At 45.2% G+C, this 25,736-nt stretch carries 18 protein-coding genes; 11 read left to right on the forward strand and 7 right to left on the reverse strand.

Annotated elements, in window-relative coordinates:
* The first annotated feature begins 18 nt into the window (after positions 1-18).
* From L0660_RS25450 to L0660_RS25480, 7 genes are all read left to right on the forward strand, one after another.
* Positions 19-2,451, forward strand: a complete 2,433-nt coding sequence (locus L0660_RS25450; RefSeq protein WP_235161930.1) for a TonB-dependent receptor plug domain-containing protein — start codon at positions 19-21, stop codon at positions 2,449-2,451.
* A 200-nt stretch (positions 2,452-2,651) separates the two neighbouring features.
* The gene (locus L0660_RS25455) at positions 2,652-4,403 is read left to right on the forward strand and encodes a tetratricopeptide repeat protein (protein ID WP_235161931.1); all 1,752 of its coding nucleotides are present in this window, start codon (positions 2,652-2,654) and stop codon (positions 4,401-4,403) included.
* Positions 4,393-5,247, forward strand: a complete 855-nt coding sequence (locus tag L0660_RS25460; protein ID WP_235161932.1) for a DUF4292 domain-containing protein — start codon at positions 4,393-4,395, stop codon at positions 5,245-5,247. Before L0660_RS25455 ends, L0660_RS25460 begins: the two co-directional genes overlap by 11 nt.
* A 98-nt stretch (positions 5,248-5,345) precedes the next feature.
* Complete coding sequence (locus tag L0660_RS25465) at positions 5,346-6,686, forward strand: murein hydrolase activator EnvC (protein WP_026632594.1); 1,341 nt, start codon at positions 5,346-5,348, stop codon at positions 6,684-6,686.
* Positions 6,687-6,731: 45 nt separating this feature from the next.
* Positions 6,732-7,550 carry a 3-methyl-2-oxobutanoate hydroxymethyltransferase gene (gene panB, locus L0660_RS25470; protein ID WP_233799240.1) on the forward strand — a complete coding sequence of 273 codons (819 nt, stop codon included), beginning with the start codon at positions 6,732-6,734 and terminating at the stop codon, positions 7,548-7,550.
* A 27-nt stretch (positions 7,551-7,577) separates the two neighbouring features.
* Positions 7,578-8,309, forward strand: a complete 732-nt coding sequence (locus L0660_RS25475; RefSeq protein ID WP_233799241.1) for an RluA family pseudouridine synthase — start codon at positions 7,578-7,580, stop codon at positions 8,307-8,309.
* A gap of 9 nt (positions 8,310-8,318) precedes the next feature.
* A complete protein-coding gene (locus L0660_RS25480; RefSeq protein WP_235161933.1) occupies positions 8,319-8,627 on the forward strand; it encodes a DUF6787 family protein in 309 nt (102 codons plus the stop codon).
* 722 nt (positions 8,628-9,349) lie between these two features.
* Here the strand turns inward: L0660_RS25480 and L0660_RS25485 are convergent.
* From L0660_RS25485 to L0660_RS25495, 3 genes are read right to left on the reverse strand one after another with little or no spacing between them, the layout of a single operon-like run.
* The gene (locus L0660_RS25485; RefSeq protein ID WP_235161934.1) at positions 9,350-11,671 is read right to left on the reverse strand and encodes a CehA/McbA family metallohydrolase; all 2,322 of its coding nucleotides are present in this window, start codon (positions 11,669-11,671) and stop codon (positions 9,350-9,352) included.
* A 13-nt stretch (positions 11,672-11,684) separates the two neighbouring features.
* Positions 11,685-13,112: a DUF5723 family protein gene (locus L0660_RS25490; RefSeq protein WP_235161935.1), complete on the reverse strand. Its 1,428-nt coding sequence runs from the start codon at positions 13,110-13,112 to the stop codon at positions 11,685-11,687.
* Positions 13,109-15,058 carry an ATP-dependent DNA helicase RecQ gene (locus L0660_RS25495; protein WP_235161936.1) on the reverse strand — a complete coding sequence of 650 codons (1,950 nt, stop codon included), beginning with the start codon at positions 15,056-15,058 and terminating at the stop codon, positions 13,109-13,111. Before L0660_RS25495 ends, L0660_RS25490 begins: the two co-directional genes overlap by 4 nt.
* 146 nt (positions 15,059-15,204) lie before the next feature.
* Here L0660_RS25495 and L0660_RS25500 point away from each other — a divergent pair, with 146 nt between their 5' ends.
* Complete coding sequence (locus L0660_RS25500; RefSeq protein WP_235161937.1) at positions 15,205-16,545, forward strand: D-alanyl-D-alanine carboxypeptidase/D-alanyl-D-alanine-endopeptidase; 1,341 nt, start codon at positions 15,205-15,207, stop codon at positions 16,543-16,545.
* A 3-nt stretch (positions 16,546-16,548) separates the two neighbouring features.
* Here the strand turns inward: L0660_RS25500 and L0660_RS25505 are convergent, their stop codons facing one another.
* Together L0660_RS25505 and L0660_RS25510 are read right to left on the reverse strand one after the other, a co-directional pair.
* A complete protein-coding gene (locus tag L0660_RS25505) occupies positions 16,549-18,249 on the reverse strand; it encodes a hypothetical protein (RefSeq protein ID WP_235161938.1) in 1,701 nt (566 codons plus the stop codon).
* A 76-nt stretch (positions 18,250-18,325) separates the two neighbouring features.
* Positions 18,326-19,351: a toxin-antitoxin system YwqK family antitoxin gene (locus tag L0660_RS25510; protein WP_235161939.1), complete on the reverse strand. Its 1,026-nt coding sequence runs from the start codon at positions 19,349-19,351 to the stop codon at positions 18,326-18,328.
* A gap of 96 nt (positions 19,352-19,447) precedes the next feature.
* Between L0660_RS25510 and L0660_RS25515 the strand changes: the two genes are divergently transcribed.
* Positions 19,448-20,389, forward strand: coding sequence for a GDP-L-fucose synthase (locus L0660_RS25515; RefSeq protein ID WP_310589649.1), 942 nt, complete (start codon positions 19,448-19,450; stop codon positions 20,387-20,389).
* A gap of 185 nt (positions 20,390-20,574) precedes the next feature.
* Positions 20,575-21,048, forward strand: coding sequence for an Lrp/AsnC family transcriptional regulator (locus tag L0660_RS25520; RefSeq protein ID WP_015813234.1), 474 nt, complete (start codon positions 20,575-20,577; stop codon positions 21,046-21,048).
* 77 nt (positions 21,049-21,125) lie between these two features.
* Here L0660_RS25520 and L0660_RS25525 read toward each other — a convergent pair whose 3' ends face one another.
* Both L0660_RS25525 and L0660_RS25530 read right to left on the reverse strand, forming a co-directional pair.
* On the reverse strand, positions 21,126-22,622 hold the full coding sequence (locus tag L0660_RS25525; protein WP_235161940.1) for a DUF4301 family protein: 1,497 nt from the start codon (positions 22,620-22,622) through the stop codon (positions 21,126-21,128).
* Positions 22,623-22,734: 112 nt separating this feature from the next.
* On the reverse strand, positions 22,735-24,999 hold the full coding sequence (locus L0660_RS25530) for an ATP-dependent helicase (RefSeq protein ID WP_233799250.1): 2,265 nt from the start codon (positions 24,997-24,999) through the stop codon (positions 22,735-22,737).
* Positions 25,000-25,187: 188 nt separating this feature from the next.
* Between L0660_RS25530 and L0660_RS25535 the strand changes: the two genes are divergently transcribed.
* A complete protein-coding gene (locus L0660_RS25535; protein ID WP_235161941.1) occupies positions 25,188-25,532 on the forward strand; it encodes a hypothetical protein in 345 nt (114 codons plus the stop codon).
* Positions 25,533-25,736 lie beyond the last annotated feature (204 nt).

Consider the following 25,736-nt stretch of genomic DNA (forward strand, 5'->3'; position numbering starts at 1 on the left):
CATTTTAGTTTTGAAATTATGCCATGGACAAACAACACCGTAAAGAAATGCCTCATTCCAGCTTTTTTGTTGCTATTGACTGGTTTTCAATGGCTTGATGATGATTTTACACAACGGGTAGCAGCCAGGTTATCGAATTACAGGACAGTGTTTCCGCAAGAAAAGGCATATCTGCACCTGGACAAACCCTATTATGTGACGGGCGACACGTTGTGGTTTAAGAGTTATTTGGTGGAAGGTTCGCTCCACCTTGCCGATAGCGCGAGTAATCTGCTGTATGTGGATCTGATAGAACACCGAACCGGCAAAAATGTAGCACTGCGGCGGGTTCAGCTCTCAGGTGGGATTGGGCATGGTGAAATTGTGCTAGCCGATTCCATCGGACAGGGCGCGTATACGATCCGCGCTTACACGAACTGGATGCGTAATTTTTCAGAGGATTATTTTTTTCAAAAAGACATTTATCTGTTCGATCCCGAGACCGTTTCGGAGCCTGCTGCGGCTGGCGGTTTGGACTTGAAATTTTTCCCGGAGGGTGGGCAGCTGGTGGCAGGAGTCAATACGCGCGTTGCATTCAAAGCATTGGCTGGTAATGGTTTAGGTCAGGATGTAAATGGTTTTATTTTAAACAAAAGCAAGGATACGGTCGCCTTCTATACAAGCAGTCATCTCGGGATGGGGCGTTTTGCATTTGAGCCGAAGTCGGGGGAAGTTTATAGTGCATTTGTAAAAGCGAAGGATGGCCAGGTTTCGCGTTTTGATTTTCCGAAAGTGATGGAAAGCGGTTACACAATGGTGGTCGACAATCTTTCCAGTCCTTTGAAAATGCGTGTAATTGTGTACGGTGTGTTGCCGGGAAAATCAGAATCCCTGATCCACATTGTAGGACACGCGCGCGGCATTGTTGCCTTTGTGGCCAAAGGAAAAGTTACATCCAAAGGCCTGATGTTGAACCTTCCTACAACGGGCCTGCCGGATGGCATCACACATTTGACATTGTTTGATGAACAAAATAAGCCGGTAAGCGAAAGGCTTGTTTTCATTAATCACGACAGGAATCTGAAAGTCAGTATTTCGCCTGGCAAAACGGCCTATAAGCCTCGGGAAAAAGCGGAAATTGAGATTTCCGTGACAGATTCGGCTGGTAAGCCTGTTGAAACAAACCTTTCCGTGGCCGTTACTGATGCAGGACAGATTTTGCAACAGCCTTATGATGAAACCATTGCTTCTTATCTCCTGCTTTCGTCCGATCTCAAAGGTTTTATTGAACAACCGTCGTACTATTTTGATCCGAACAAAACGGAAAAAAAGATCCATATGGATATGCTGATGATGACGCAAGGTTGGAGCCGTTTTTTGTGGGAAGATGTTTTGACTGATTCGCTTGCTGCGCCGCAACGTTTTGTTGAACAAGGCATTACACTGGAAGGAGAAGTGAAGCGAAATAATAAAAAGCTGAGCGAAAAAGTAATGTTGTCAATGTATCTCAGTAATGATAGCCTGAACACGTTCCTGACCGCCGAAACAGATCCAAACGGTCGCTTTGGAGTTTATAACCTCGTTTTTACGGATTCATTGAAAATCCGTTTGCAGGGAATGAACAAGAAAGGAAATGCCAGCCTCTCCTTTCGCCTCGACCCTTTTGCTGCGCCTAAAGCAACATTGGTAAAAGCACCTTTTTATCCCGTTACCGTGGATGCAAAACAGCTTTTGGAATACCTGAAAAGGGCCGAGCAAGACCAGGAAATAGCCCGAAAAATCAGGGAAAGCCGGGAACGCTTATTGCAGGAAGTAACCATTAAGGGCAAAAAAGAAGTGCAGCGGGATTCCAGGAAAATTTACGGCTCCGCAGACGCTTCTATCAAAGTGACTAACCAAATGGCATCCGCAGGGCGAAGTATTCTGGACATTCTTGCGGGCCGCGTGGCTGGGGTTCAGGTGGTTGGCTCAGGGATAAATGCTTCGGTGTACATTAGGGGCAATCGTGGAGAGCCATTGTTTGTGTTGGACGGAATGCCGGTGGACAAGGATATGATATCGAGTCTGAACACATTCGACGTGGAATCGATCGATGTTTTAAAAGGACCCGGTGCCGCTATTTTCGGAAGCCGCGGCGGCAATGGGGTCATTTCGATTTTGACCAAAAGAGGCAACGAGAATTACGATTACTCACAGGACATTGTCCCCGGTGTGCTGGTTTCCAAGATAGCCGGTTTTAATGTTCCCAAAGAATTTTATGCCCCAAAATATGAGGTTAGCAAGCAGCAGGCCACAACGCCCGATTACCGCTCTACCCTATTCTGGGCTCCCATGTTGAGAACGAATAAGGACGGCAAAGTTAAATTTGAATATTTTAATACAGATGCGGTGACAAATATTGATATCCGTGCGGATGCATTAAGCTTGTCTGGCACACCAGGATCGGGAAAAGCAACCTATGCGGTTGATTAGCAATGACTTTACATTCCCTGGAAAGTTTTCGAAACTTTTCAAGTCTGCTGATTTTCAGATAAGATTACCTTGTTTTGAACGTTACTAATCTTATTTGGGCTGTTGAGCCAACGAATCATACAGACAAAAATTGGTAACTTTGATTTTTACGTGTAAATGGCTTGTCACCTCTTCGGATCTGACTTTGTTTAGATAATAATATGAGGACTGCATATATAAAATGGACCCTGCTTATTTGCCTCATCGCAAGCGTCTTTGTCGCACCGGATGTGCAAGCGCAGCGGCGTGGTAAAGCACGTGAGAAAGAAGCTGAAAAACCCGAAGTAACGAGTGCCCGATTGGAGCAGGAATCGCTTGCTGCGGAAGGAATGAAGTTTATCATGAAGGATGAGCCGGATCGCGCACTTCCTATTTTTCAAAAACTCGTAGAAAGTAGTAAAAACGATCCCGCAAGTCATTATTTGCTGGCTACGGCGCTCGTAAAGCTGGAAAAGTTTGACGATGCCATTGTTTCTGCTAAAAAAGCTTATGACCTCGATAAGGAAAACATTTACTATTCCCAGCAGCTTGCAGAGCTTTACGCAAAACGCCGGAAATATTCGGAAGCTGCGGTGATTTATGAGAAATTACTCGAAAAGAGCCCCGGTAATGTGCAATATGGTGTAGAGCTTGCGGCGGTTTATGTATTTAATGATCAGTTCGATAAGGCAATTGAAACCTATAATGTGCTGGAAAAATCGCTGGGTGTGACCGAAGAAATCACGCACCAGAAAGAACAGCTTTATTTGAGACAGAATAATCTTGAAAAAGCGCTCGCGGAAGCCAAAAAGCTAATAGCCGCCGAGCCGGGTGAAGTAAGTTATCTGGTAGAACTAGCTGAAATGCTGATCGCTAACGAGCGGATCGTGGAAGCGGTGGCTCCTCTTGAAGAAGCATTGAAAGTGAACCCGGATGAGGCGCAGGCGCATGTGTTGCTGGCAGACATTTACCGTAGAAATGGCGACGTTCAAAAGTGTAACGAGGAGTTAAAACTCGTTTTTGCAAACCCTAACCTCGACGCAGACCCCAAAATTCGCGTTCTGACAGGTTATTTGACCATGCTCAAAACCGATGCCGAAATTGTGGAAGCCATTTCACTTGCAAAACAGTTATCTGAAACACACCCTAATGAATCCCGCACCAATGTGATCTATGCAGATCTGCTGATGCGCCAGAATAAAAAGGCAGAAGCACGTGATCTGTATGCCAAAGCTGCCCGAATCGACGGCTCCGTTTTTCAGGTTTGGGGCGCAGTTTTACAGCTGGATGGTGATCTGAATCAGGTTGATAGCATGCTGGTACATTCGGAAAAGGCACTTGAACTTTTTCCTAACCAGGGGATCTTCTGGTATTCGAACGGCACTGCGCAATTGGCAAAGAAAAACTACAAAGAAGCGCTTTCTGCATTTGAAGAAAGCCTGAAATTGATCGGTGATAAGCCCGAAATGATCCCGGTTATCCATGCTCAGATGGGTGATGCTTACAATGGTTTGGGCGACCACGAGAAGTCGGATGCGGCTTATGAGCTATCCTTAAAGGACAATCCGAACAATGATTACGTTTTAAATAATTACAGCTATTACTTGTCGCTGCGCGGTGAAAAGCTTGATCTGGCACTTAAAATGTCTGAAAAGCTGGTGCAGGAGCATAAGAATAATCCAACTTACCTGGATACGCATGCGTGGGTGCTATACGTGCGTAAGGATTACAAAAAAGCGAAGGAGTTTCTGGAAAGAGCAATGGTCGATACAAGCAGCGTAAGTGGCACGATTGTTGAACATTATGGAGACGTACTTTTCAAACTCGGCGAACGCGACAATGCTGTTGCGCAATGGAAGAAAGCCAGAAGTATGGGAGAGACGACCGAACTTCTTGACAAAAAAATAGCAACAGGTGCATTACATGAGCAATAAAATTACGGTTTGGGCAGTGACAATCGGGATGATCTGTTTGTCGGCTTGCCACAAGCAGCGTCTCTCCAAAAACAATAAGCCTGCACCAAGCGATTCCCTGGTTATAGCGGCCCCAAACTCAGCAGATTCATTGGCAGCTGTGCCAGCAGCAGATTCCGCTTCTGCAAGCGAGTCGGGATCGGTAAAGGTCAATTCTATTTCATTTGACTATCTGGTCGCCAAGTCAAAAGTCGATTTCAAAAGCAAATCATCTGATTTTAATAATACAAACATCAACATCCGGATGAAGAAAGACAGCATTATCTGGCTTTCCGTCACAGGTGTAGGGTTCGAAGTAGCCCGGGGACTTATAACCCGTGATTCTATCGTTTTTATGGATAAAATTCATAAGGATTACTTCGTCTTCAATTACGAGCAGCTTAGTAAGCAGTATAATTTTGACCTGAATTTCGCGCTTTTGCAGTCTGTAATCATTGGTAACCTACCCTTTCCGCAGCAGCCCGATGCGCGTTTTGTGAAGGAAAATGAGTTTTATGTACTCAAACAAATTGTTGAGCGGCTGGAAGTTGATAATTACATTGGAGAAAACAATTTGAAACTCTCCCGATTGAAAGCAACCGAAGTGCCGACACAAAATACATTTACACTTGACTATTCAGATTTTAAAGAGGTAAAAAGCTTCCTTTTTCCTTTCACAAGCCACATTGACCTGAATGTGAAGTCGCAAAAAGACCAGCAAGTCCGGCAGACCACCATGCACATTAAGCATAGTAAGGTTGATCTGGTTACCGAAAATCCAGGATTTCCATTTAGCGTTCCGGCTTCTTATAAGCGAAAAAGGTAAAAATCAGCAGGTCATGCGGCGATCATAGGGTCAAAAACCCCAAGTCTGCTTAACTTTGCCTGCCTTTTCCAGGAGTTTTGGCCGCAAGAATTAACTGTATGCCCTTTCAAAGATTGTATTTTCGTCGTTTACTATTACTGCTAACGTTCATCTTTTGTGCGTCCCTGGGTGCTTACGCGCAGAAATCGCGTGAACAGCTCGAACGCGAGAAGAGCGAGAACCAGAGCAAGATCAGAGAAATCCAGGGCATCCTGCGCCAGACATCATCCCAGAAGAATGTCAATCTTGGTCAATTGAAAGCGCTTAATCAGCAAATTAACACTTACAAAAAGCAAATAGACCTGCTTTCGGATGACTTGGACCTCTTAAATAAGGAATTGGGCGTCTTGGAGAGAAAGCGGCAGGCGCTTGACAGCAGTCTGGCCAAATTGAAGACCGAGTATGGTCACATGATCTACGAAGCTTCCAAACGGAATGTGTATTTTAATCAATTGGTTTTTCTGTTTTCTTCGGGCACTTTCAATCAGTTTGTGCTGCGCTACAAGTATTTGAAACAATATACGGAAGCGCGCCAGGGCCAGGTGAAGGAAATGGAGGTTTTGCAAGGTAAGCTAATGGACGAACGCCGTCGCATTACAGCCAAGCAAAACCAACAGAAAACGGTTTTGAATACACGGGTCACCGAGAATACCAAGCTTGAAGGACTGAAAACGAAGCAAAACGAAGTAATCCAGGAGCTTTCCCAGAAAGAAGTAGAACTTAGAAAACAAATCGCTGAAAATAAGCGTGCTACCGACCTTTTGGAGGCGAATATCCGCCGCATTGCAGAACGCGAGCGACGTGAGCGTATTGAGCGCGAGCGCCGGGAAAGAGAAGAAAGAGAGGCGCGAAGAAAAGCAGAGCGCGAAAGATTGGCACGTGAAAATGCTGAAAGAGAGAAGAAAGGTGAAGCGGCTGTTGCAGCAAAGCCAGAGGAAGAAGAAGCACCGATCAGTTCAGGCGGGATGAGCGAGGAGGAAACCACACTCGCATCATCGTTCACCGCATCACAAAACAGGTTGCCATGGCCCGTGAAAGGATTCGTATCCGGGCACTTTGGCCAGCGCCCACATGCTGTTTTGAAAGGTGTAATGGTTGATAACCTGGGTGTTGACATTCAGACAACCGCTGGCGAGCCGGTACGCTCGGTTTATGACGGTGTTGTGCTTGACGTTACAGAGATGCCTGGAATGGGCAATGTGGTGGCCATTCAACATGGTAACTACATGACCATCTATGCGAAAATGAACGGGGTTACGGTGCGGGCCGGACAAAAAGTAAAAGCCCGTGAAAACATCGGCAGGGTAGCCACCGACAGCGATGGCACATCCGAATTACAATTCCAGATCTGGAAAAATACTTCGCGTCTCAATCCGGAAAGCTGGCTGATCCGCAGGTAGGCCAGGAATCCGGAATTTATTATTTACTCATTTTCATCCAAGATTATGTCTATCCATACTCCTGATATAAAGCGCGTTACCACCCACATCATTCAGGAAATGAAAACCCGTGGGGAGAAAATATCCTGTCTTACAGCTTACGATTTTTCCATGGCAGGCATTGTAGATGCGGCTGGCGTGGAGTTGATCCTGGTAGGGGATTCGGCTTCCAATGTCATGGCCGGCCACGAAACTACATTGCCGATTACGATTGATCAGATGATATACCACGCCACATCAGTGGTAAGGGCTGTGAAAAGGGCATTGGTTGTTGTGGATTTGCCTTTTGGATCTTATCAGGGAAATTCTCGGGAAGCATTGAATTCGGCGATCCGCATTATGAAAGAGTCGGGCGCGCATGCTGTGAAGTTGGAAGGAGGATTGGAGATCAAAGATTCTATCACGCGCATATTAAGCGCGGGTGTGCCTGTTATGGGGCATTTAGGCCTTACACCGCAATCTATTTACAAGTTTGGCACTTACACTGTACGAGCCAAGCAGGAGGCGGAGGCGCAGAAGTTAATTGATGATGCGCGTATGCTGGAAGAAGTAGGTTGTTTTTCGGTTGTTTTGGAAAAAATCCCTTCTTCGTTAACGAAACAAGTTTCAGAAACCGTAACCATTCCAACGATCGGAATAGGAGCAGGGCCTCATGCAGACGGTCAGATCTTGGTTTTGCATGACCTTTTAGGCATTAATAAAGCCTTTAAGCCCAGATTCTTACGCCGCTATGCCGATCTCAATGGTGTGATGACGGATGCAATATCAAATTATATAAAAGATGTAAAAGGTAAGTCATTCCCGAATGAACAGGAATCTTATTAACCTTTTAAAAAGTAAAGAACTAATAATATGGCAAAGCGCCCATTTCAGATCATATACGAAGACAATCACCTCATTATCGTCAACAAAGAGCCAGGCATTCTGGTGCAAGGTGATGCGACGAGGGACAAATGTCTGCTCGATATGGTAAAAGAATATATCAAAGAAGAATATCAAAAACCAGGTGCGGTGTTCCTGGGCACGGTGCACAGGCTGGACAGACCGGTTAGCGGGCTTGTTGTGTTTGCTAAAACTTCAAAAGCGTTGGAACGGATGAATGAGATTTTCCGCAAGCGTGATGTTCAGAAGACCTATTGGGCAGTGGTGAAAAACCGTCCGGCAGAGAAGAAAGGCAAACTAGTACATTATCTTTCCAAAGACGAGTCCCGAAATGTGACAACGGCTTATGATTACGAGAAACCCGGAACGCAGCGTGCAGAGCTATCTTATCGCTGGTTAGGAGAGGTGAATAAGTTTCATTTGCTGGAAGTAACGCCGGTTACAGGCCGGCCGCACCAGATACGCGTACAGCTTGCATCCATGAACTGCCCGATCCGGGGCGACGTAAAATACGGTTACCCGGTTGGTAACAAGGATAACAACATTAATCTGCATGCCCGAAGACTTTATTTCGAGCATCCTGTAAAAAAGGAGCCGATCATTTGCAAGGCTGGGGTCCCTAATGATCCGTTTTGGGAAGAATTCCTGACATTGGACGATGAGGAGATCAAGCCAGAGCATCTGGATTTTCTTTATGAATAAAATCAGCTGATGATCGAAAAACTGAAAGCGCGTTGGAATGTTAAAAACGGTTGGGATGTGATAGTCATTCTAATCGTTTTCGCATGTACGGGCTTTTCGGTTTTATATGTAAAGCGTGGACTGTTTTATATACTTGGCGTCACGGAAGATTCGCCGGCCTGGCTTCGCTGGGGCATTAATATCATCATTATCTTACCGCTATACCAAGTGATTTTACTTGCCTGGGGCTGGATCTGGGGGAAGTTTAACTTCTTTTGGGAATTTGAAAAACGAATGTTCAGCCGGATCGGAAGCATTTTCAAGAGAAAAAATGCATAGGAATAGGTCGTTACATTACGCATAATGTTACATCCCTGCCGGGATTAAATCAACCTACGAAATCCCAATTGCTACCGATATTACGTCGCTCCGCGACTTTTCTTTGTTCTATGTTCTGTTTACAGGGAGGGAATGCCGGAGTCATGTAATATTGGTAGAAACATCACCCATTATGTTACATCCCTGCCGGGATTTAAATCAACCCACGAAATCCCCAATTGCTACCGATATTACGTCGCTCCGCGACTTTTGTTACTTCAATGTTACTGTTTACAGGGAGGAAATGCCGGAGGCATGTAATATTGGTAGAAACATCACCCATTATGTTACATCCCTGCCGGGATTAAATTAATCTATCAAATCCCAATTGCAACCGATATTACGTCGCTCCGCGACTTTTTGCTTCAATGTTACTATTTACAGGGAGGGAATGCCGGAGGCATGTAATATTGGTCGAAACATCATGCATTATTTTACATCCCTGCCGGGATTAAATTAACCCACGAAATCCAATTGCAACCGATATTACGTCGCTCCGCGACTTTCTTGCTTCAATATTACTGTTTACAGGGAGGGAATGCCGGAGGCATGTAACATTGGTAGAAAAACATATTCAAACGTAATGTGCAATGCCGGAGGCATGTAATATTGGTAGAAACACATTCAAATGTAATTTGCAATGCCAGAGGCATGTAACAACATCCTGAACGATTTCCAGAACACTAAGGAGCCGCGATAATTGCTTGATATTTTTTCCTGGCTTCCTCATATGCGGCTTCCGCAGCCTTTTTTTCCTCTGCTCGAATGTTAGGTTCCTTCATTTTCCAGCATTGATTCAATGTTGCCAGGCACCATTCAGCGCTTTTTTTCTCAATAACCGGCTTATTATTCACCTTTATAAAGATCGGATTGGAATGTGAGCTCGGGAAAACCCGCACAGCAGCCCAGCCTGATTTTGCTGGCTTATAAGAGAACTTAACATTATTTACCGCTCCATCCGCATTGATTTCCGTAGTGTCAACAGCTTCTCCGTTAACGACCAGCTCCACCCGGACTTTCCTGGATTTCTCGATCCTGGCCCGTTCAATGTCCCAGTAAGGCATCAGAATAATGGACGTTTTTGCAATCGCTTCACCGGCTGCATCTTGTTTTTCAGGAAGATATGCAGCGACATTGGCTGTAATATTTATCGTTTCGTTAGTTTTGACAGCAACCTCACTATCACCAACACCTGACTTTTTTCCGTTAACCGAAAAGTCCATAATATGCGATTTTCCATCCGACACGTAACTTCTGCCGGATTTGATAGCGGCCACATAATTATCATAATTATAGGGGCCAACAGGTTTAAAATAACTTCTTGCCTGACCGACCCGCGCGTCCGTAATGCATGGAAAATCGGTCTCGCCACTCAGCCTGGGCCTGAAACCGCAGTTTAATGTGTGGTAATACATGTTCAATTCCCATGGCGCAGGCGTGTCACCGGCGCTGAAAAAGTCAACCAGATCATTGGTAACCGTCACAATGTACTCGTTAGCACCGATGCCGTCCATTTTCGGCACAACATAGTTGGGTAACTTATCCGTTGGCTCCAAAGGCTGCAAACCCCAACCGGAATGCGCATAACCCACCACGCCGCCCTGCGATTTGGCCCAGGAAAGTACGGGAGCGGTCCAGCTTGGCCACTGCTCGATGAGCGTGGTGCCGGGATAATCATCTTCTTTAATGCGCAGCAGCACAATGTGCCCGGAATGCGACGACGGGAACCCCGAAACCTCTACATCATTGCGCATAATGTTCTTTTTGTCGGAAAGTGGATGGTCTTTTCCGGTAAAGAACGTCTTCTGATGATACCAGCTCGGGCCCCAGGCCAGGTTGGCCGCCATATTCAGGTCCTCGCCTAATGCTTGCCGCCACATGTCTTTGGGATCTACACCCTCGGTAGGACTGTCGTAATGGCTGCAACCGGCTGCGTGAATGTGATGATCGGCGCTGTGCCAGCCGAGCTTTGTCATTTGTATCCAGCGTTTCAGCTCAAAAGAAACAGTTATAGAATCCTTGTTTTCAGGGATAATGAGTTCTTTTGTTTGCTTAATGTACTCAGGTCCGCGCGTATAACTCACCTGATATTTGCCGGCTGGCAACATCACATGCTCGCCGTCGGCGCGGTAAATCTGGGGCTGAAAGAAAAAATCAGGATAGGTGTCGTATGCGGCAACGCGCCGGGAGGGAAGCGGGTAAATGCCGGAAAATTTTCCCGAAGCGTGTGCCTGTCCGTCGGTGATAAGGAAAGATGCCATGACGGGTTTTCCGTCCACATCTTTCACATTGAGCTTCACTTTCACAGCAGGTTTAGCATTGAAAAGAATGTGCGTCGAATTACGGAAACCAAGATCCTGGGAACCCTGACCTACGTTATAAGCCACTTCAATATCGCGCTGGCCCGCGTCCTTTGAATAAATCTGCACGATGGCATATTCCAGCTTCAAACCGGTCAGATTATCCTGCAACGGCGGTTTGGTATACATTTGAATATCAGCAAACCGGTTGGCAACTTGTCCGGGCGTCAGTTCGTGCTCTTTCTTTACTTTTGGCTCGAAAGAAGGGGAATGATAGGGTTTTTGAGCGTTCGGGCTTTCGGCTTGCAACTTGGCCGTAATGCCGGCGTCATTTTTTATTTTAACCAAAAAACTCGTCCAGCCACCCTGAATCAATGTTGCCTTAGCAGCTCCCCGCAGCACTTTTACACGTCCCTCGGGGTTAATATCGACAACATTAAGGCAATAGGGATCAAATATTTTCTGTATTTCTGCAACTGTTTCCTGGGTTAATGGCTTGTTGCCCAATGCGTTCAGCTTCTTGGCATCCTCCGCCGCTAATGCGTTTCCCGAAAATGTAAGCGCTTCCTGCAAGCGCATGGCCTGGGCCAGCAACGGCTGCGGCTCCACACCTGTTGCCTGCGGTTGCGCTGTATGGCCGTGATGTTGTGCGACCAGTAAGAATGGGAGAAATAGTTGGATGAAGAAGAGCGCAGATGTTTTCATATTATATGAAAGATCATTCCGCGTCTTTTTTCCTGTTCAATTTCCAGGCAGTAAAACCTAAATAAACCATGCTGCCTCTGGCTCCGCCTTTTTTCAATAACCCGTTAACATTACTGAACCCCAAGAAAACAGGCCCGAAATGCCCCACAGCGCCAATAGACGGCCTGTTATTTCCCTTAATAAAGGAAATGGGGAAAGAAAAATCAGAATCTTCATCCTCGAATCTGGGTGTGATTGTAAATGATTCGAGCTGGTAAGTATCCAGATATTCGCCGCTTCTGCGCTTGTATGGTTTTGTTTTGGATAAATTCAGGAAAAAACCTTTTACCAACTGAATATCTGCTTCTAAATGAAGCGCTTGCGGAAGCTGAATGTTTCGTTGGAATGTCGTGTCACGGTCGGATGGGAAAAGCGTCATGAAACCCTCCGGACCTTCGTCGCTTACATTCTCCAATTCTTTTTGGCCTACAACAGCCTCAGTTTCACGTCCCGAACTCACTTTGCTGCGGTTGGTTTTATAACGGATGGAGCCCACATCCGTCAATGATCCAGAAAGTCTTACCAGATATTCCGGGCTTTCGTCAAACACTTCTTTTGATTTATTCCAATAAGCCCCAAGCTCATAAGAAAAGCCCAGATCATAACCCCATCCGGAGCCATATTGGTCCGAATTGAAAAGATTGGAAATGCGCATTTTCTTGTTAGGATTGCTGTAACCGCTTTCATAGGCGAAATTTTGGATAACCAGCTCGCTCGTCTCATCCGCGCCGGCCAGCGGGCGAATGCTGTAACGATCGGCCGAGCCATTCAAATAGCCGATCCTGGCTCCGAAAACACGTTTTCCGGTTACACCAATACGCAGTTTGTGCGCGTCAAGATCCAGTAATTGCACGCCATAGGAAACACTTACATCCGAAAAGCTTTGCTGAACCAGATTAAAATCACCCCACGGCTGGTCGGTTGGCGGTGTGCTGCCTGTGTCTAGCCGGTGAAAATATAACGTCTGGATCGGGTCGGGCAGGTTTTTGCCTTGTACAAATCCCCTCGTCCTGAATTGTAGTGCGAGCCCCTGATATTTGCCAATGGCGATCATTGCGGAGGGCCAGCGGATTTCACTGAATGTATAAATCGGGTCATCATTGAGCAGGGAACCGGTTGTCCGGGAGCGGCCGTATAGTTCTTTCGTCGAATGTGGAATCAGCAACGGATATAACAGAGAATTTTCACCAACAAAATTGAAATACCGGTAATTGATGCTTCCTCCTAATGTTCCAATGTTGATCTGCCATTTGTGTTTGGGCCCGCCCAGGACTGCGGGATTGCGCGTGGCCCTGTACAAGCCTCCGTAATTGCTTAGTTCAAGACCTGGAATTTGCTGAGCGTGAACCGCTTGTGATAAAATGCAAAGGAATAGTGCGAAAGTAAGGACTGTTTTTTTCAATGTTGAGTTTTGTTAGTCAGGGATAGCTTCCCGGCATCATCATACCGGATCGTTTCCTCTTTGATCAATTGTTGTAATGTCTGTAAAAAATCCTTTTCAGGAATGTCTTCAAATGCTATGCCTAGCTCATTGGGTGTTACCGGGCCATTTTGTGCCAAAAAATTGGTTAACGTAGTTTCCAGTCCGGGGTTTTGAGCCAGTTCGTTTTTCTTGTTTTGAATGCAAATGTCACAAACTCCACATGCTTCCGCATCAAATTCATTGAAATATTCTAATAAAAGCAAAGTCCGGCAAATGCGGGTGTGGGATGCATAATGTGCCACAGCGCGCGCTTTTTTGATGTCCCGCTCTTTTTTCTTATTTATTTCAAAAACGTTAAGCGGTAATAATGTTGCATCATACCGGGGCGTGAGGAAAGTGAGTTGCGGTTTGCTTTTCCGGGGTTCATAGTCGATGATTTCCCGTTCGTGCATGAATTTCAATTTCTTCACAACCTCATTTTCCGGCGCGAAATAAACCTGGCCCAGCTCGTTTTCAGAGATCCGCACATATTCCGTAAACAGTTCACCGCCGTACATCCTCAGAATTACCTTGATAAACGAATCCATTTCCTGGTAACGTATCTGAAAATCGTATAATTGGCGATTATCAACGAGAAAATGAATTTTTGACGCGTCATTAAAACTTTCGCTCAGTTGCAGGAAACCTTCTTCTTCGAGCAGTTTTAAAGCATAATGCGTTTCATTTACGGCAAGGCCAAAAATTCCGGTAAACTCCTGTATATCAAAATTAAAACTGGCAAATTCACCTCCGCCCACGGCAAGTTTGTAATAATTGGCAAGTGCCTGGTAAACCCTTTTCAGGACTTCTATCGGTGGGTATTTCCTTTCTACACTTTCAGAAAGCTCTTCCAGGTCGATCTTCGTAAACAATGCAACAGCGTAAGCTTTTTGCTCGTCGCGGCCAGCGCGCCCAGCTTCCTGATAATAGGCTTCAAGGTTATCCGGCAGATCAAAATGAACCACTGCACGCACATCCGGCTTGTCAATGCCCATCCCGAATGCATTGGTAGCTACCACAACCCTTACCTGGTTTTTGATCCAAGCCGTCTGACGGTCGCTTCGCTCGCGGAAGGGCAGTCCTGCGTGATAATTCTGTGCGCTGATGCCTTGTCTGTTAAGCCAATCGGCCAGTTCCTTCGTGCGCTTTCGTGTCCGCACGTATACGATGGCTGTTCCGGCTACGTTTTTCAGGATTTGCAGCAGCTTGCGCTCTTTATTTTCTTCGGAAAAAGCTGAGTAAGAAAGATTTGCCCGGGCGAAAGATTGTTTGAAAACCCGCGCATTGCGCATTTCAAGTTTTTCGAGAATGTCGGCCCTTACTTCTTCGGTCGCAGTTGCAGTAAGCGCCATTACGGGAACATCCCGACGTTTTCCAGCGGGCGATGGAACTCCGGCGATTATTTTCCGGAAATCTGAAATTAAAAGGTAGGCCGGCCGGAAATCATAGCCCCAGGCAGAAATGCAATGCGCCTCATCAATGGCAAGCAGGCAAACATTCATTTGTTTCACCCGGGCAACCATAATGTCGGTCCGTAACCTTTCGGGAGAGACATATAAAAATTTTGTATTACCGTGTATGCAATTGTCGAGCGTTATATCGATCTCATTCTTGCTCATGCCGGAATGTATTGCAGCCGCAGAAATGGACCGGCGTTTCAACTGCTCCACCTGATCTTTCATCAATGCGATCAGTGGCGTAACCACAATGCAAACGCCTTCCATTGCAAGCACGGGCACCTGGAAACACACAGACTTGCCACCGCCTGTCGGGAGCAGAACCAGCGTATCGATGCCATTAAGAACTGTTTTGATCGCATCCTCCTGAAAAGGGCGGAAGGTGTCGTAACCCCAGTATTGCTTCAGGATAGCGTGAAGATCGGTCATGAGGGGTCTTGTCCTAGTGCGTAATGAATAAAATACAAAGTAAGGTCATAATGTTCGTTTTAGTAAAGAATTGCGCAATTGCATACGATAAAATTGTAAATTCCATTCAAATTCGCACATCATCCATAATTCCAGGTAACATTTCCATGCGCACGCTTATCTTCTTTGTTAGTGTTTTAATGCTTTCAGGTTGCTCGGTATCTCATTATTTAAGACGGGAATTAAAAAATTCCCCGGTCCTCAGTCAGCAGCATACGGGCGTCTCAATCCAAAAGCTCGGAGAGAAAAAAGAACTCGCGGCTTACCAGAGCAACAAATATTACAATCCCGCATCCAACACCAAATTATTCAGCTACTATTCAGGCTTGTGTGCCCTTGGCGATTCGATTCCAGGCCTGGAATATCTGGAATGGGGCGAGTTACTCCTTATCCGCGGCACAGGCGATCCCTCACTTTTACATCCGGATTTACCAAAGAGCAAGGTTTTTGAATTTTTGAAAAACCGAAAAGAAGCGATCTTTTTCACGCCATATAATTTTGAAAACAAGCGCTACGGCTCGGGCTGGGCGTGGAGCGATTACAACGATTACTATCAGCCGGAAATTTCGCCTTTGCCGGTTTATGGCAACATTGCGCGCTTTTCTGCGAATATGGCAGCCAGCAGTGCTGCCAAGGAAGACGAATCGAACGATGCGGTTCCCGGCGCTCCGGAAAAGGCTTCCAGGAGCTTTCGGGTTTCTCCCGCATTCTGGGATAAAGCAATGGTTCTGGATACAGCGGCTTCCGGCATTGAGCGCGACGAAATGCAGAATTTGTTCCGTCATTCCAAACTGGGTGTGCCTCAGGGCCTTATCCAGGATGTTCCGGTGCGGATGACCGACGCGATCACGGTTCAGTTGCTGAGCGATACATTGAAAAAGGAGATCAAACTGATCAACATTCCACTGGAAATCGAGCTGCAAAAGGTGAACAGCATTCCTTCCGATTCACTTTATAAAAGAATGATGCAGGTGAGCGATAACATGCTGGCAGAGCAACTGATGCTCCTTTACGCATCAGCAAACGGCCTTCCGCTCAATACGGAAAAGGCCATAGCACACGCCATTGAGCACCATATGAGTGATTTACCGGATAAGTTGGTCTGGAAGGATGGCTCAGGATTAAGCCGTTACAACCTTTTTACACCGAGAACAATTTCTGCCTTGCTTCAAAAAATCCATCAGAAAGTGCCGCAGGAAAAGCTGTTTCAGATCCTGCCGTCGGGTGGCAGATCGGGAACATTGAGCAACCAGTTCAAAGGGGAAAAACCATTTGTTTTTGCCAAAACCGGAAGTTTTAGTAACAATTACAACATTAGCGGTTATCTGATCACCAAGAAGGGCAAAACACTGGTTTTCAGCTTCATGAATAACAATTTCACACGCCCCGGCAGCGAAGTCAGGAAGGAAGTAGAGCGCATACTGACTGGCTTACATGAGAAATTTTAAGGGCTAATCAACCTCATTCCAGGTCTTACCAGTGCAGTATATCTTATTTTGTCCGTTTTTCCGGATCATTAAAAAGATCGAATAATTTCCTGGTTCAATGGTTGCCCTGTGAAAATTGGCGAAAGCACCTTTATTAAAATACATTCCCCGGCGGATGGTCGTTCTCAAAGGCACCGCGGATTGATTGGGCGGCGTAGTATAAACGTGGTCTTTTGATTTCAAAATCACATAAGCGCCATCTGTATAATCTTTCACCGGTTTGAAAAAATCCTGTTCAAAATTAATTGCCAGATAATCACCGGATTGGGTGATCAAATCAGGCGTATATATGCTGTCACAAGCCATTCCGGTGAGATCTGCCTTTGGATTCCAGCCTTCTGCGAGCGGGTCCGTGGAATTGTAGTACGCTCTGATTTTCTCAAAATGCTTTTGATCCATTGAAAACATGCGGATACCAAGCCAATCGGCATTATAACGTGCATTGAATTCCTGGGTGACGGCCGAACGGCGGTAATTAACAGCTTCTGCAAAGTTGCCGTGGAGTATCACCATGTTTAACACAATGGCCAATATCAGGAAAACAGGCGATAAGCGCAGCCTCGTATGATGACTTTTCAAGCTCAGAAAGGCAAAGTACAACGCAATGCAGCACATGGTAGAATACATCCGGTAACGACCTTTGAACATGCCCGCAAACGTATCCGTAGGAATGCGTTTATAGGTTAACGCAAGTGTGGTAATGCCGATGAAAATAAGGATAGCGAGCGCAAATATGGCTGTGCGGTTGGTATATTTTGATTTCAGCCAGGCAGCATGCCAAAGGGGTAGAATTTGTTTTTGATATAAAAAAATGAATGCGATCACCAGCAACATTCCGAATGCGGAGGCGATATACATGGCTGATAACGGAATGCTGTAAGCGCTTACAGTTGCAATGGAACCAATAAAGCCGAACAATCCGAAAAAGCCTTCTTTGACTTGTTGCGGATCGGAAAAGCTAAGGTTTTGTGTAATGGGTGTAAAGTCGAGGAAGTAAATGAGCGCTACAAAGGCGGTAAAAAGCACGGTTGTGAAAAACTGGTTCCGGCGCCCTGTAATCAGGAACATGAGCGCGATAACAGGAAAAACCATCAAGCCATTGCCATAGGTAAAAGTGGCAGCGACGGCGAAAATTAAGCTGACAAAAACCCTTTTGGGATGATAGGCAGCAAAATAAAGTGCTGACAGCACAAATAGGATCACCCCGAAGTTGCACAGCGAGCTGACGCCCCAAAAAATATTTTCGTAGGATTGAATGTTAAACCAAAGCCACATGACCGGCACAAAATACCAGATCGACAGGTGCAGCTTTTGAAATGCCTTATAAAAAATAAATGCGCACAATCCCCAGCAAATGTTGGCCACGATCATCAGCCAGACAAGGTTAACGTGGCCAAAAATGTCATAAAAAAGGAGAATAACCGACCGGGAAAAAACGAGGCGGTGCTCAGGAAATAATGTGGTCAGCAACTGCCAGCGCTCAGGCCATGTCGCTTTTTCGAACTCAGGAATAATGCCGAAAACAAGGATATCGTCAAAGGCTACGTAATTGACATTCAGTGCAATAGATTGGAAAACCCAGATATAAATGATAATGGGAGCAATACAGAGCAAAAATGCCAGCCAGATCTTATTCCGGACAAAGCCTAGGAGAGTCAAAAACATATTTCAATTCATTCATGCCGCAAAATCCGGCATGCTAATTAAGCAGGTGATTGAGGATTTTCAACCATTCAGGGCTTTAATTTTCCGTTTCCTCTTCTGTTGAGGCACGCGGATCCTTGGTATAATCGTAAAGAAGTTTGCCCTTTTCATCCCATTCCCGCAGCACAAATGGCTCAAATTCTTCATCCCAGCCCGACTTTGGATATTGGATCTCCTTCTTACGCTGACGTTTGAACTGATAGTATTCTACCCAGCGGCCAATCTTCGCGCCGCCATCGTATTTGCCGCTTACTGCCAGCTGACCTTCTTTATAAAATTGTAAATACTCGCCCTCAACCTGTCCGAACATGACCGGTAACACCTCTTTAATCTGGCTGTGGGCCGAGTCATAGTAAGTGATCTGCGATTCGGCAGGGAAGCCGCGCTCCCAGACAGACTTGTCGATCAGATTAAACTTTGTATCGTACTTCACCCATCGGCCATCTTTCACACCCATGTAGTAAAAACCTTCCTCGATCAGATTTTCGCCGCTGTATTTCTTGTAAGAGCCGTGAAGTGGCAATGCTTGTTCCTTATCCTTAATGAGCGCAGAGCTTAATTTCTTGCCTTTCTTGTCATACCAACGCGTGTTGGCGCCCATGACATACTGGTTCAGGGGTTTGTATTCCTTCAAAACATGAAAATATTCAACCGTTGCGCGGTCGCCACTTCCGTATTTGACAGACATGCTTTGCATAGGAATGCCTTCATACTGCACCTTGGCAAGTTTTGCTTTTTCCTTTTTGCTTTTGCGGTCTTTTTTCTGGCTTTTGTATTCTTTAACCTTCAACCCGAGATCCGGAATCGTCTCGCCAAACAATGTAGACAGACTTGTAGGTTTTCCATTAGCACCCCGCGTGGATGCGCCTGGCACAGACGTGCCCATTACAGGATCCAGGCCGGAAACAAAGGATTTGAGTCCCTTGGAGCGGTTAACCGTATCTTTCTTGACCGTTTCTTTTGGAAGCCAGGCGGGCGTTTCTGTCTGCTGCTCCGATTGCCCCGATGCCGTTTCTGCCATTATAAGAGCGAAAAAGCACCATAAAAGAATGATTCTTTGCATGTATATTGAATTTTTCTTCAGAGCAAGATTGTTACTTTTGTAACGAATTGATTATTTCTATATTGATTATCAACGCACAAATTTAAAAAAAACGCAGTGGAAAAAAGCGCTAAAATTTATATCGCCGGACATCGTGGAATGGTTGGCTCTGCCATTCATCGGAAATTAGTGAAAGAAGGGTTTGATAATTTCCTGCTTAAGACCTCTTCTGAGCTGGATCTGCGTGATCAAAGTGCAGTCAGAAACTTTTTTGAGACCGAGCGGCCGGAGTATATTTTTTTAGCAGCAGCGAAAGTAGGCGGGATTATGGCCAATAACATTTACAGGGCCGAATTCCTACACGATAACTTATTGATCCAGAACAATGTCATTGACAGCGCTTATCGGACGGATGCCAAAAAGCTGATGTTCCTGGGTTCCAGCTGCATTTATCCAAAACTGGCTCCGCAACCGCTTCATGAAGACTCGTTGCTGACAGGACTTTTGGAGCCAACCAATGAGCCTTATGCAATTGCGAAGATTGCCGGAATAAAAATGTGTGAAGCATACCGCGCACAGTACGGCTGCAATTTCATCTCTGTCATGCCGACAAACCTTTACGGCCCCAATGATAATTACGATCTGAACAATTCGCACGTGCTTCCTGCCATGATCCGCAAATTCCATGAGGCGAAGGAAGAAAATAAGCCATTTGTTGAGCTATGGGGCACAGGATCTCCGTTAAGGGAGTTTTTGCACGCTGATGACCTTGCAGATGCGTGTTATTTCCTGATGCAAAATTACGATGAGCCCGGTTTCCTGAATGTTGGAGTGGGTGCAGATGTGTCTATCAAAACGCTTGCCGAAATGATCCAGCGTGTAACTGGTTATACCGGAGAAATTCATTGGAACACCGACAAACCCGACGGAACGCCGCGTAAACTAATGGAGGTGAGCAAGCTGCACGCGCTTGGCTGGAAACACCGCGTGGAATTGGAGGATGGAATAGCGGTTACTTATCAGGATTTTCTGCAAAAGATCGAAACTTACGCAGTGTAAACCAATTGCATACGAAAAGTTACAATTGGTAAAAGCCTAATATTTCAAAACTAAATTCTGTTTTTGCCTACGATAATTCTATTTTTTGACAAATTTTCAGTATATAATTGTAAGATTCTTCGGGAAACTAATTAGTTTTGCAGCGTCCTAAAAAAGGGGCAATATAAAACCTTAGTCATAGAGAAATGTCGGCCATTATTAAGTTAGACCAGATAGACCGTAAAGTACTGGAGATCTTACAAACGAACGCAAAAATAACTAACGCACAACTGTCCAAAGAAATAGGCTTGTCGCCTGCACCAACTTTGGAGCGTGTCAAAAAATTAGAGCAATCAGGAATTATCAAAAGCTATCATGCGCAACTGGAGCCGGAGAAAGTAGGCTTGGGCGTTAGCACATTTGTACAAATTTCCCTGGTTGGACACAGGAAGGCGGTAACAGAGTCTTTTGTCGAGAAGATACATGCAATTCCAGAAGTTATTGAATGTCACCATATTACCGGAACAGGAGATTTTCTTCTTCGTGTGATTTCAAAAGATATCAGCACATATCAGAAGTTGATGCTTGAAAAAATAAATGAGATTGAAGAAGTTGCCAGCACACAAACGATGGTTATTCTTTCGACATTTAAAGAAAGCAAAGTATTGCCGATCCCTTGATGGGTTCTATAAAGTCACCAAATAAAAAACGCCAGATTTTAGAGTCTGGCGTTTTTTATTTGGTGTATAAATGAGTTCTACTGGTGTTGCTCACGCAGCAGATCATTCACCGTTTTTACCGGATTAAATGTAATTAAGGGCACCTCTACGAACAATGTGTTCCAATCTGCCATGGCGCCGTTCCATAGTCCTGGCAATTCCTGCGCTTTCAGCTCCTTACCATCTTTCGATTTCCCGGTAATGAAGCCCGTTAAGGGATCACGGAATTTTTTAAGATCATACAATTCGCCTTTGCTATTCTTCACCGCGCATACCAGATCCACTGGATTAAAGTGCGTTGAGTTCTTGAAAATGCTATTCTGCGACTCATCATCGACATCCACCTGCGCTGATTCTACAATCTGCAAGGACGATGAACCATCTGCATTCTCAGCCCAAAACGGACCGCCGCCCGGTTCTCCCTGATTTTTCACCATTCCGCAAGCGCGCAAAGGCCTATCCAATTTTTTCTGAAAATAGATGGCTTTCTGATCATCCGACCATGAATCGAAGTCAGCAGGAGGCACAACGCAAAGTTCTGTCTTGAAAAAAGCGTCCAATTCGCTTAGTAATGCTGGGTTAGCCTGGTCTTTCAGTTTTCCCAGATAAGAGAAAATCCTTTTTTGGTAACTTAATACAATGCCGGCCAGCGCTTTCTTATAAGTAATGGTGTCCTGTTTAATTCTGTCAGGAACCACATTATCAATGTTTTTGATAAAAATAATATCCGCATCCAGCTGTCCGAGATTATCCAGCAACGCGCCGTGACCCGCCGGTCTGAACAACAGGCTTTCGTCTTTTTCGCGGAAGGGTGTGTTATCGAGGTTAACCGCAATGGTGTCGGTTGAGCTTTTCTGTTCGGAGAACGAAACAATGTAACGCACGCCAAACTCACTCTGGTAACTTGGCAGCACTTCTACCACCAGTTTTTCAAATTTGTCACGGTGCTCAGGCGACACAGTAAAATGGATCTGGACATTGCTGCCGGCATTGGCATATTTCGCGCCTTCTACCAAATGTTCCTCTAATGGCGTTCGGGAACGTTCTGCATAATTATGGAATTTCAGCAAACCTTTTGGCAGCTCACCATAACCTAATCCTTTGTTAGTCAGGAAATAAGATGCAATGGTTTTTTCATCCGCCGTCTCAATGTCGTTTCCGTCGGCAGCGAGCGAGGTTTTCAGATCCTCATAGAATGCAAAGTCTTTTAGTTTGGCAAAAAACTCGTCAACAGATTTGTCTTTTTTATCATCCTGCAAAAACCCGAAAAGGGATTTGAACATTCTCGTAGCAGCACCGGAGGCAGGAACAAACTTCAAGAGTGCAATTTCTCCTTCCGAAGCACTTTTATCAAATTCACTGATTACGGTTGCAATTTGGTCGTCGGTGAGGCGAATGATGCCATCGCCGACGGTGGCAGCTTTTGAAAGTTGGAGGAAGGGGAATCCGTTTACAAAATAATTGACTTGTTCTTCTACTGTGGCAATATCGCTTCCGCGTTCTTGTATTTGTATAATGTCTTTTTCAATAAACATATTCATGTTGTTTAATGGTGAAGTTTTAGGGTGTTTAAGTTTAAAGAAGTGTAGCAGGGACCGTTAAAACATTAAAGCTGCCGACAAACGTACTATAATCATGCTAAGCGAATTATTTCAGAATACGGAGCTTGGCGAAGCTCAGCAGCAAAGTTTTCTCTCCGACAAGTTTAAAATTAACGGTTGCCTTGCGGTCGGTGCCATTCACGTCCATCCTCGTTACTTCTCCGAAACCAAACTTCAAATGTTCCACTTTGTCTCCTTCTTTGAGATCAAATGTGTCGGTGGGCACGAAATCTTCGGACGGCGTATGTGAAACTGTCGTACTGGATGGAGTCGGAGCAGGCTTCCTTTGGGTTAAATTCCTTGCAAAGGACGTTACAGGACTCACGCTATCCCGCGTAGGCGCTCCGTGAAGCATGTTGGAAACATTCAGGAAATGCGGATCGACTTCCAGTAGGAAACGGCTTGGTTCGCACATTTTCAATCTTCCCCATTGGTAACGGCTTTCGGCGTAAGAGAAGGAAAGCTTTTTTTCGGCGCGGGTAATGGCCACATAAAACAACCTTCGTTCTTCTTCCAGGTCCTGACGGCTTTCCAGCATCATCTGGCTTGGGAAAAGGTCTTCTTCCAAGCCCACAATAAATACATTCCGGAATTCCAGGCCTTTCGCAGAGTGGATGGTCATCATCGTAACCCGGTCGTTATCATTATTATCATCCGGTTCGTCGGCGTTCGTCAACAAGGAAACGGATTGAAGGAATGCACTTAATGTTTTGTCTTCTGTTTCTTCATTATCTACAAATTCCTTGATCCCGTTCAACAATTCCTGAACGTTTTCATAGCGCGAAAGTCCTTCTACCGTTTTGTCTTCATATAATTCCCGCAAGATCCCCGAAACCTTGGCAATGTGGGCCGACACCTCGTAAGCATCTTTGCCTTCTTCGACCATAATTTTAAAGCTTTTGATCAAAGTCGCAAACTGCTCGATCGGCGTTATGGTCCTTCCACTGGCATATTTGCCGATGTTAGCAACCACTTCCCAGATCGGAATTCCGTTTTCGGAAGCCGCAACCGCGATTTTTGCCACTGTGCCATCGCCTATGCCTCTTTTAGGAAGGTTAATGATGCGTTTAAATGCTTCTTCATCGCGCTGGTTCACAGTGAAACGCAGGTAAGCAAGCAAGTCCTTGATCTCTTTTCTTTGATAAAAAGATTGTCCGCCAATAATCCGGTATTTAATTCCAAGCTTACGGAGCGCCTCTTCAAAGGACCTGGATTGCGCATTGGTTCTATATAGTATAGCAAAATTTTCATTTCGCAGCGCTTTCGACATTTTCTCTTCAAAAATCGCCGTTGCCACCAGACGACCTTCCTCATTGTCAGATCCAGCTTTGATGACATCTATTAATGAACCTTCCTCATTATCCGTAAATGTCCTTTTTTCCAGCTGCGCCTTGTTGCGGGCAATAACAGAGTTGGCAGCATTCACGATCGTGCTCGTTGAGCGGTAATTCTGTTCCAGCTTGATGACCCTTACGTCCGGAAAGTCCTTCTCAAAGTTGAGGATGTTCTCAATGTTAGCGCCTCGGAACGCGTAAATGCTTTGCGCATCGTCACCCACCACCACGATGTTCCTGTGAACAGCCGAAAGTTTCCGGGTGATCAGATACTGCGAAACGTTCGTATCCTGGAACTCATCCACCATCACGTGCTGGAATTTGTGCTGATATTTATATAGTACATCCGGAAAATCGCGAAAAAGAACATTGGTATTAAAAAGGAGATCATCAAAGTCCATCGCATTCGCCTGAAAACAGCGCATAACATATGTTTTATACAACCTGCCGATCTCCTTCATCTTCGCAGCGTCGTCGTCCGCCTGAATAGCCGGATTGGCCAGATAATCATCCGCGGAAACCAGTCTGTTTTTAGCTCCGGAAATCCGGTTAAAGACAACATTGGCCTTATACACTTTATCGTCGAGGTTGTATTCCTTTATAATGCTCCGCAAAAGCGACTTGGAATCATCTGTGTCGTAAATCGAAAAGTCACTTGTATAACCCAGGTAACGCGCCTCTATCCGGAGTATTTTTGCAAAAACAGAGTGAAATGTGCCCATCCAGATGTTTCTCGCCTCTGTTCCAACTGCACCTTCGATCCGGTGACGCATTTCTCCCGAAGCCTTATTGGTAAAGGTCAGGGAAAGAATACGGAATGGATCAACGCCGTTTTCGATCAGATGCGCAATACGATAAGTAAGGACCCTCGTTTTCCCCGAACCCGCACCCGCTATGATCATTAAAGGCCCATCACCATGCAAAACGGCCTCGCGTTGAGGTTCGTTAAGCGTTGACAAATATTCGTTATGATTCAAAATATTATGCTTATCCAATTTATCAATCTAATTACAGCAAAAACCAAAGTTAGGAAAAACCATCAAAAGCATTCTTCCAATGTTTGTTTCAGACGCCCGAAAAAGGGCTTTCTAAAATTGTATTGTATACTGAGAACGTCAAAGTAGATTTGACGGTTTATTTCTGACAAACAATTGTAACATTATATATGAATATCGAAGATCAGCCTCTGGAAATGCAATGGGAACATTTGCTGGACCAGCTTGAACAATTAATAGGAAAGAAGCCGGGGGATCTCAATGGCGTTTTGTTTTTGATAGGGGTTCAGGAATTGGGAATGGGTGCAAAAAGGTTTACGAAAGAACAAAAGCAGGATCTGATGCATATAGGAATATGTAAAGTGCTAAGCTTATCGTCCTACTACACATTAGAGCATATAGATAAGGAAGGCTGGCCGCATTACAAGTTGGAGCGCGCGCTGCCTGTGGGTGATATTATGAAGCAGGAAGCGCTTTTGAAAATGCATGTTATTGAGTATTTCAAAAATATTTAAAAAAACTTTTAAGCGGTCAGTTCTGATTATGAAGCGGTTAGAAAGTTTCGCAAAAAAAGTTGATAAATATTTGTGACTGGTGCTTGCGTATTAAAAATAAAGCCTGCACTTTTGCACTCCCAATCGGGAACAACGGTAGCGCAGACGGCGAAACCACTAGTTCTGAAAGATTCAGAGCAACGTTCTTTGACATGATGAAGAGAG

The organism is Dyadobacter sp. CY351 (genome assembly GCF_021502625.1).
Taxonomy (GTDB): Bacteria; Bacteroidota; Bacteroidia; order Cytophagales; family Spirosomataceae; genus Dyadobacter; species Dyadobacter chenhuakuii.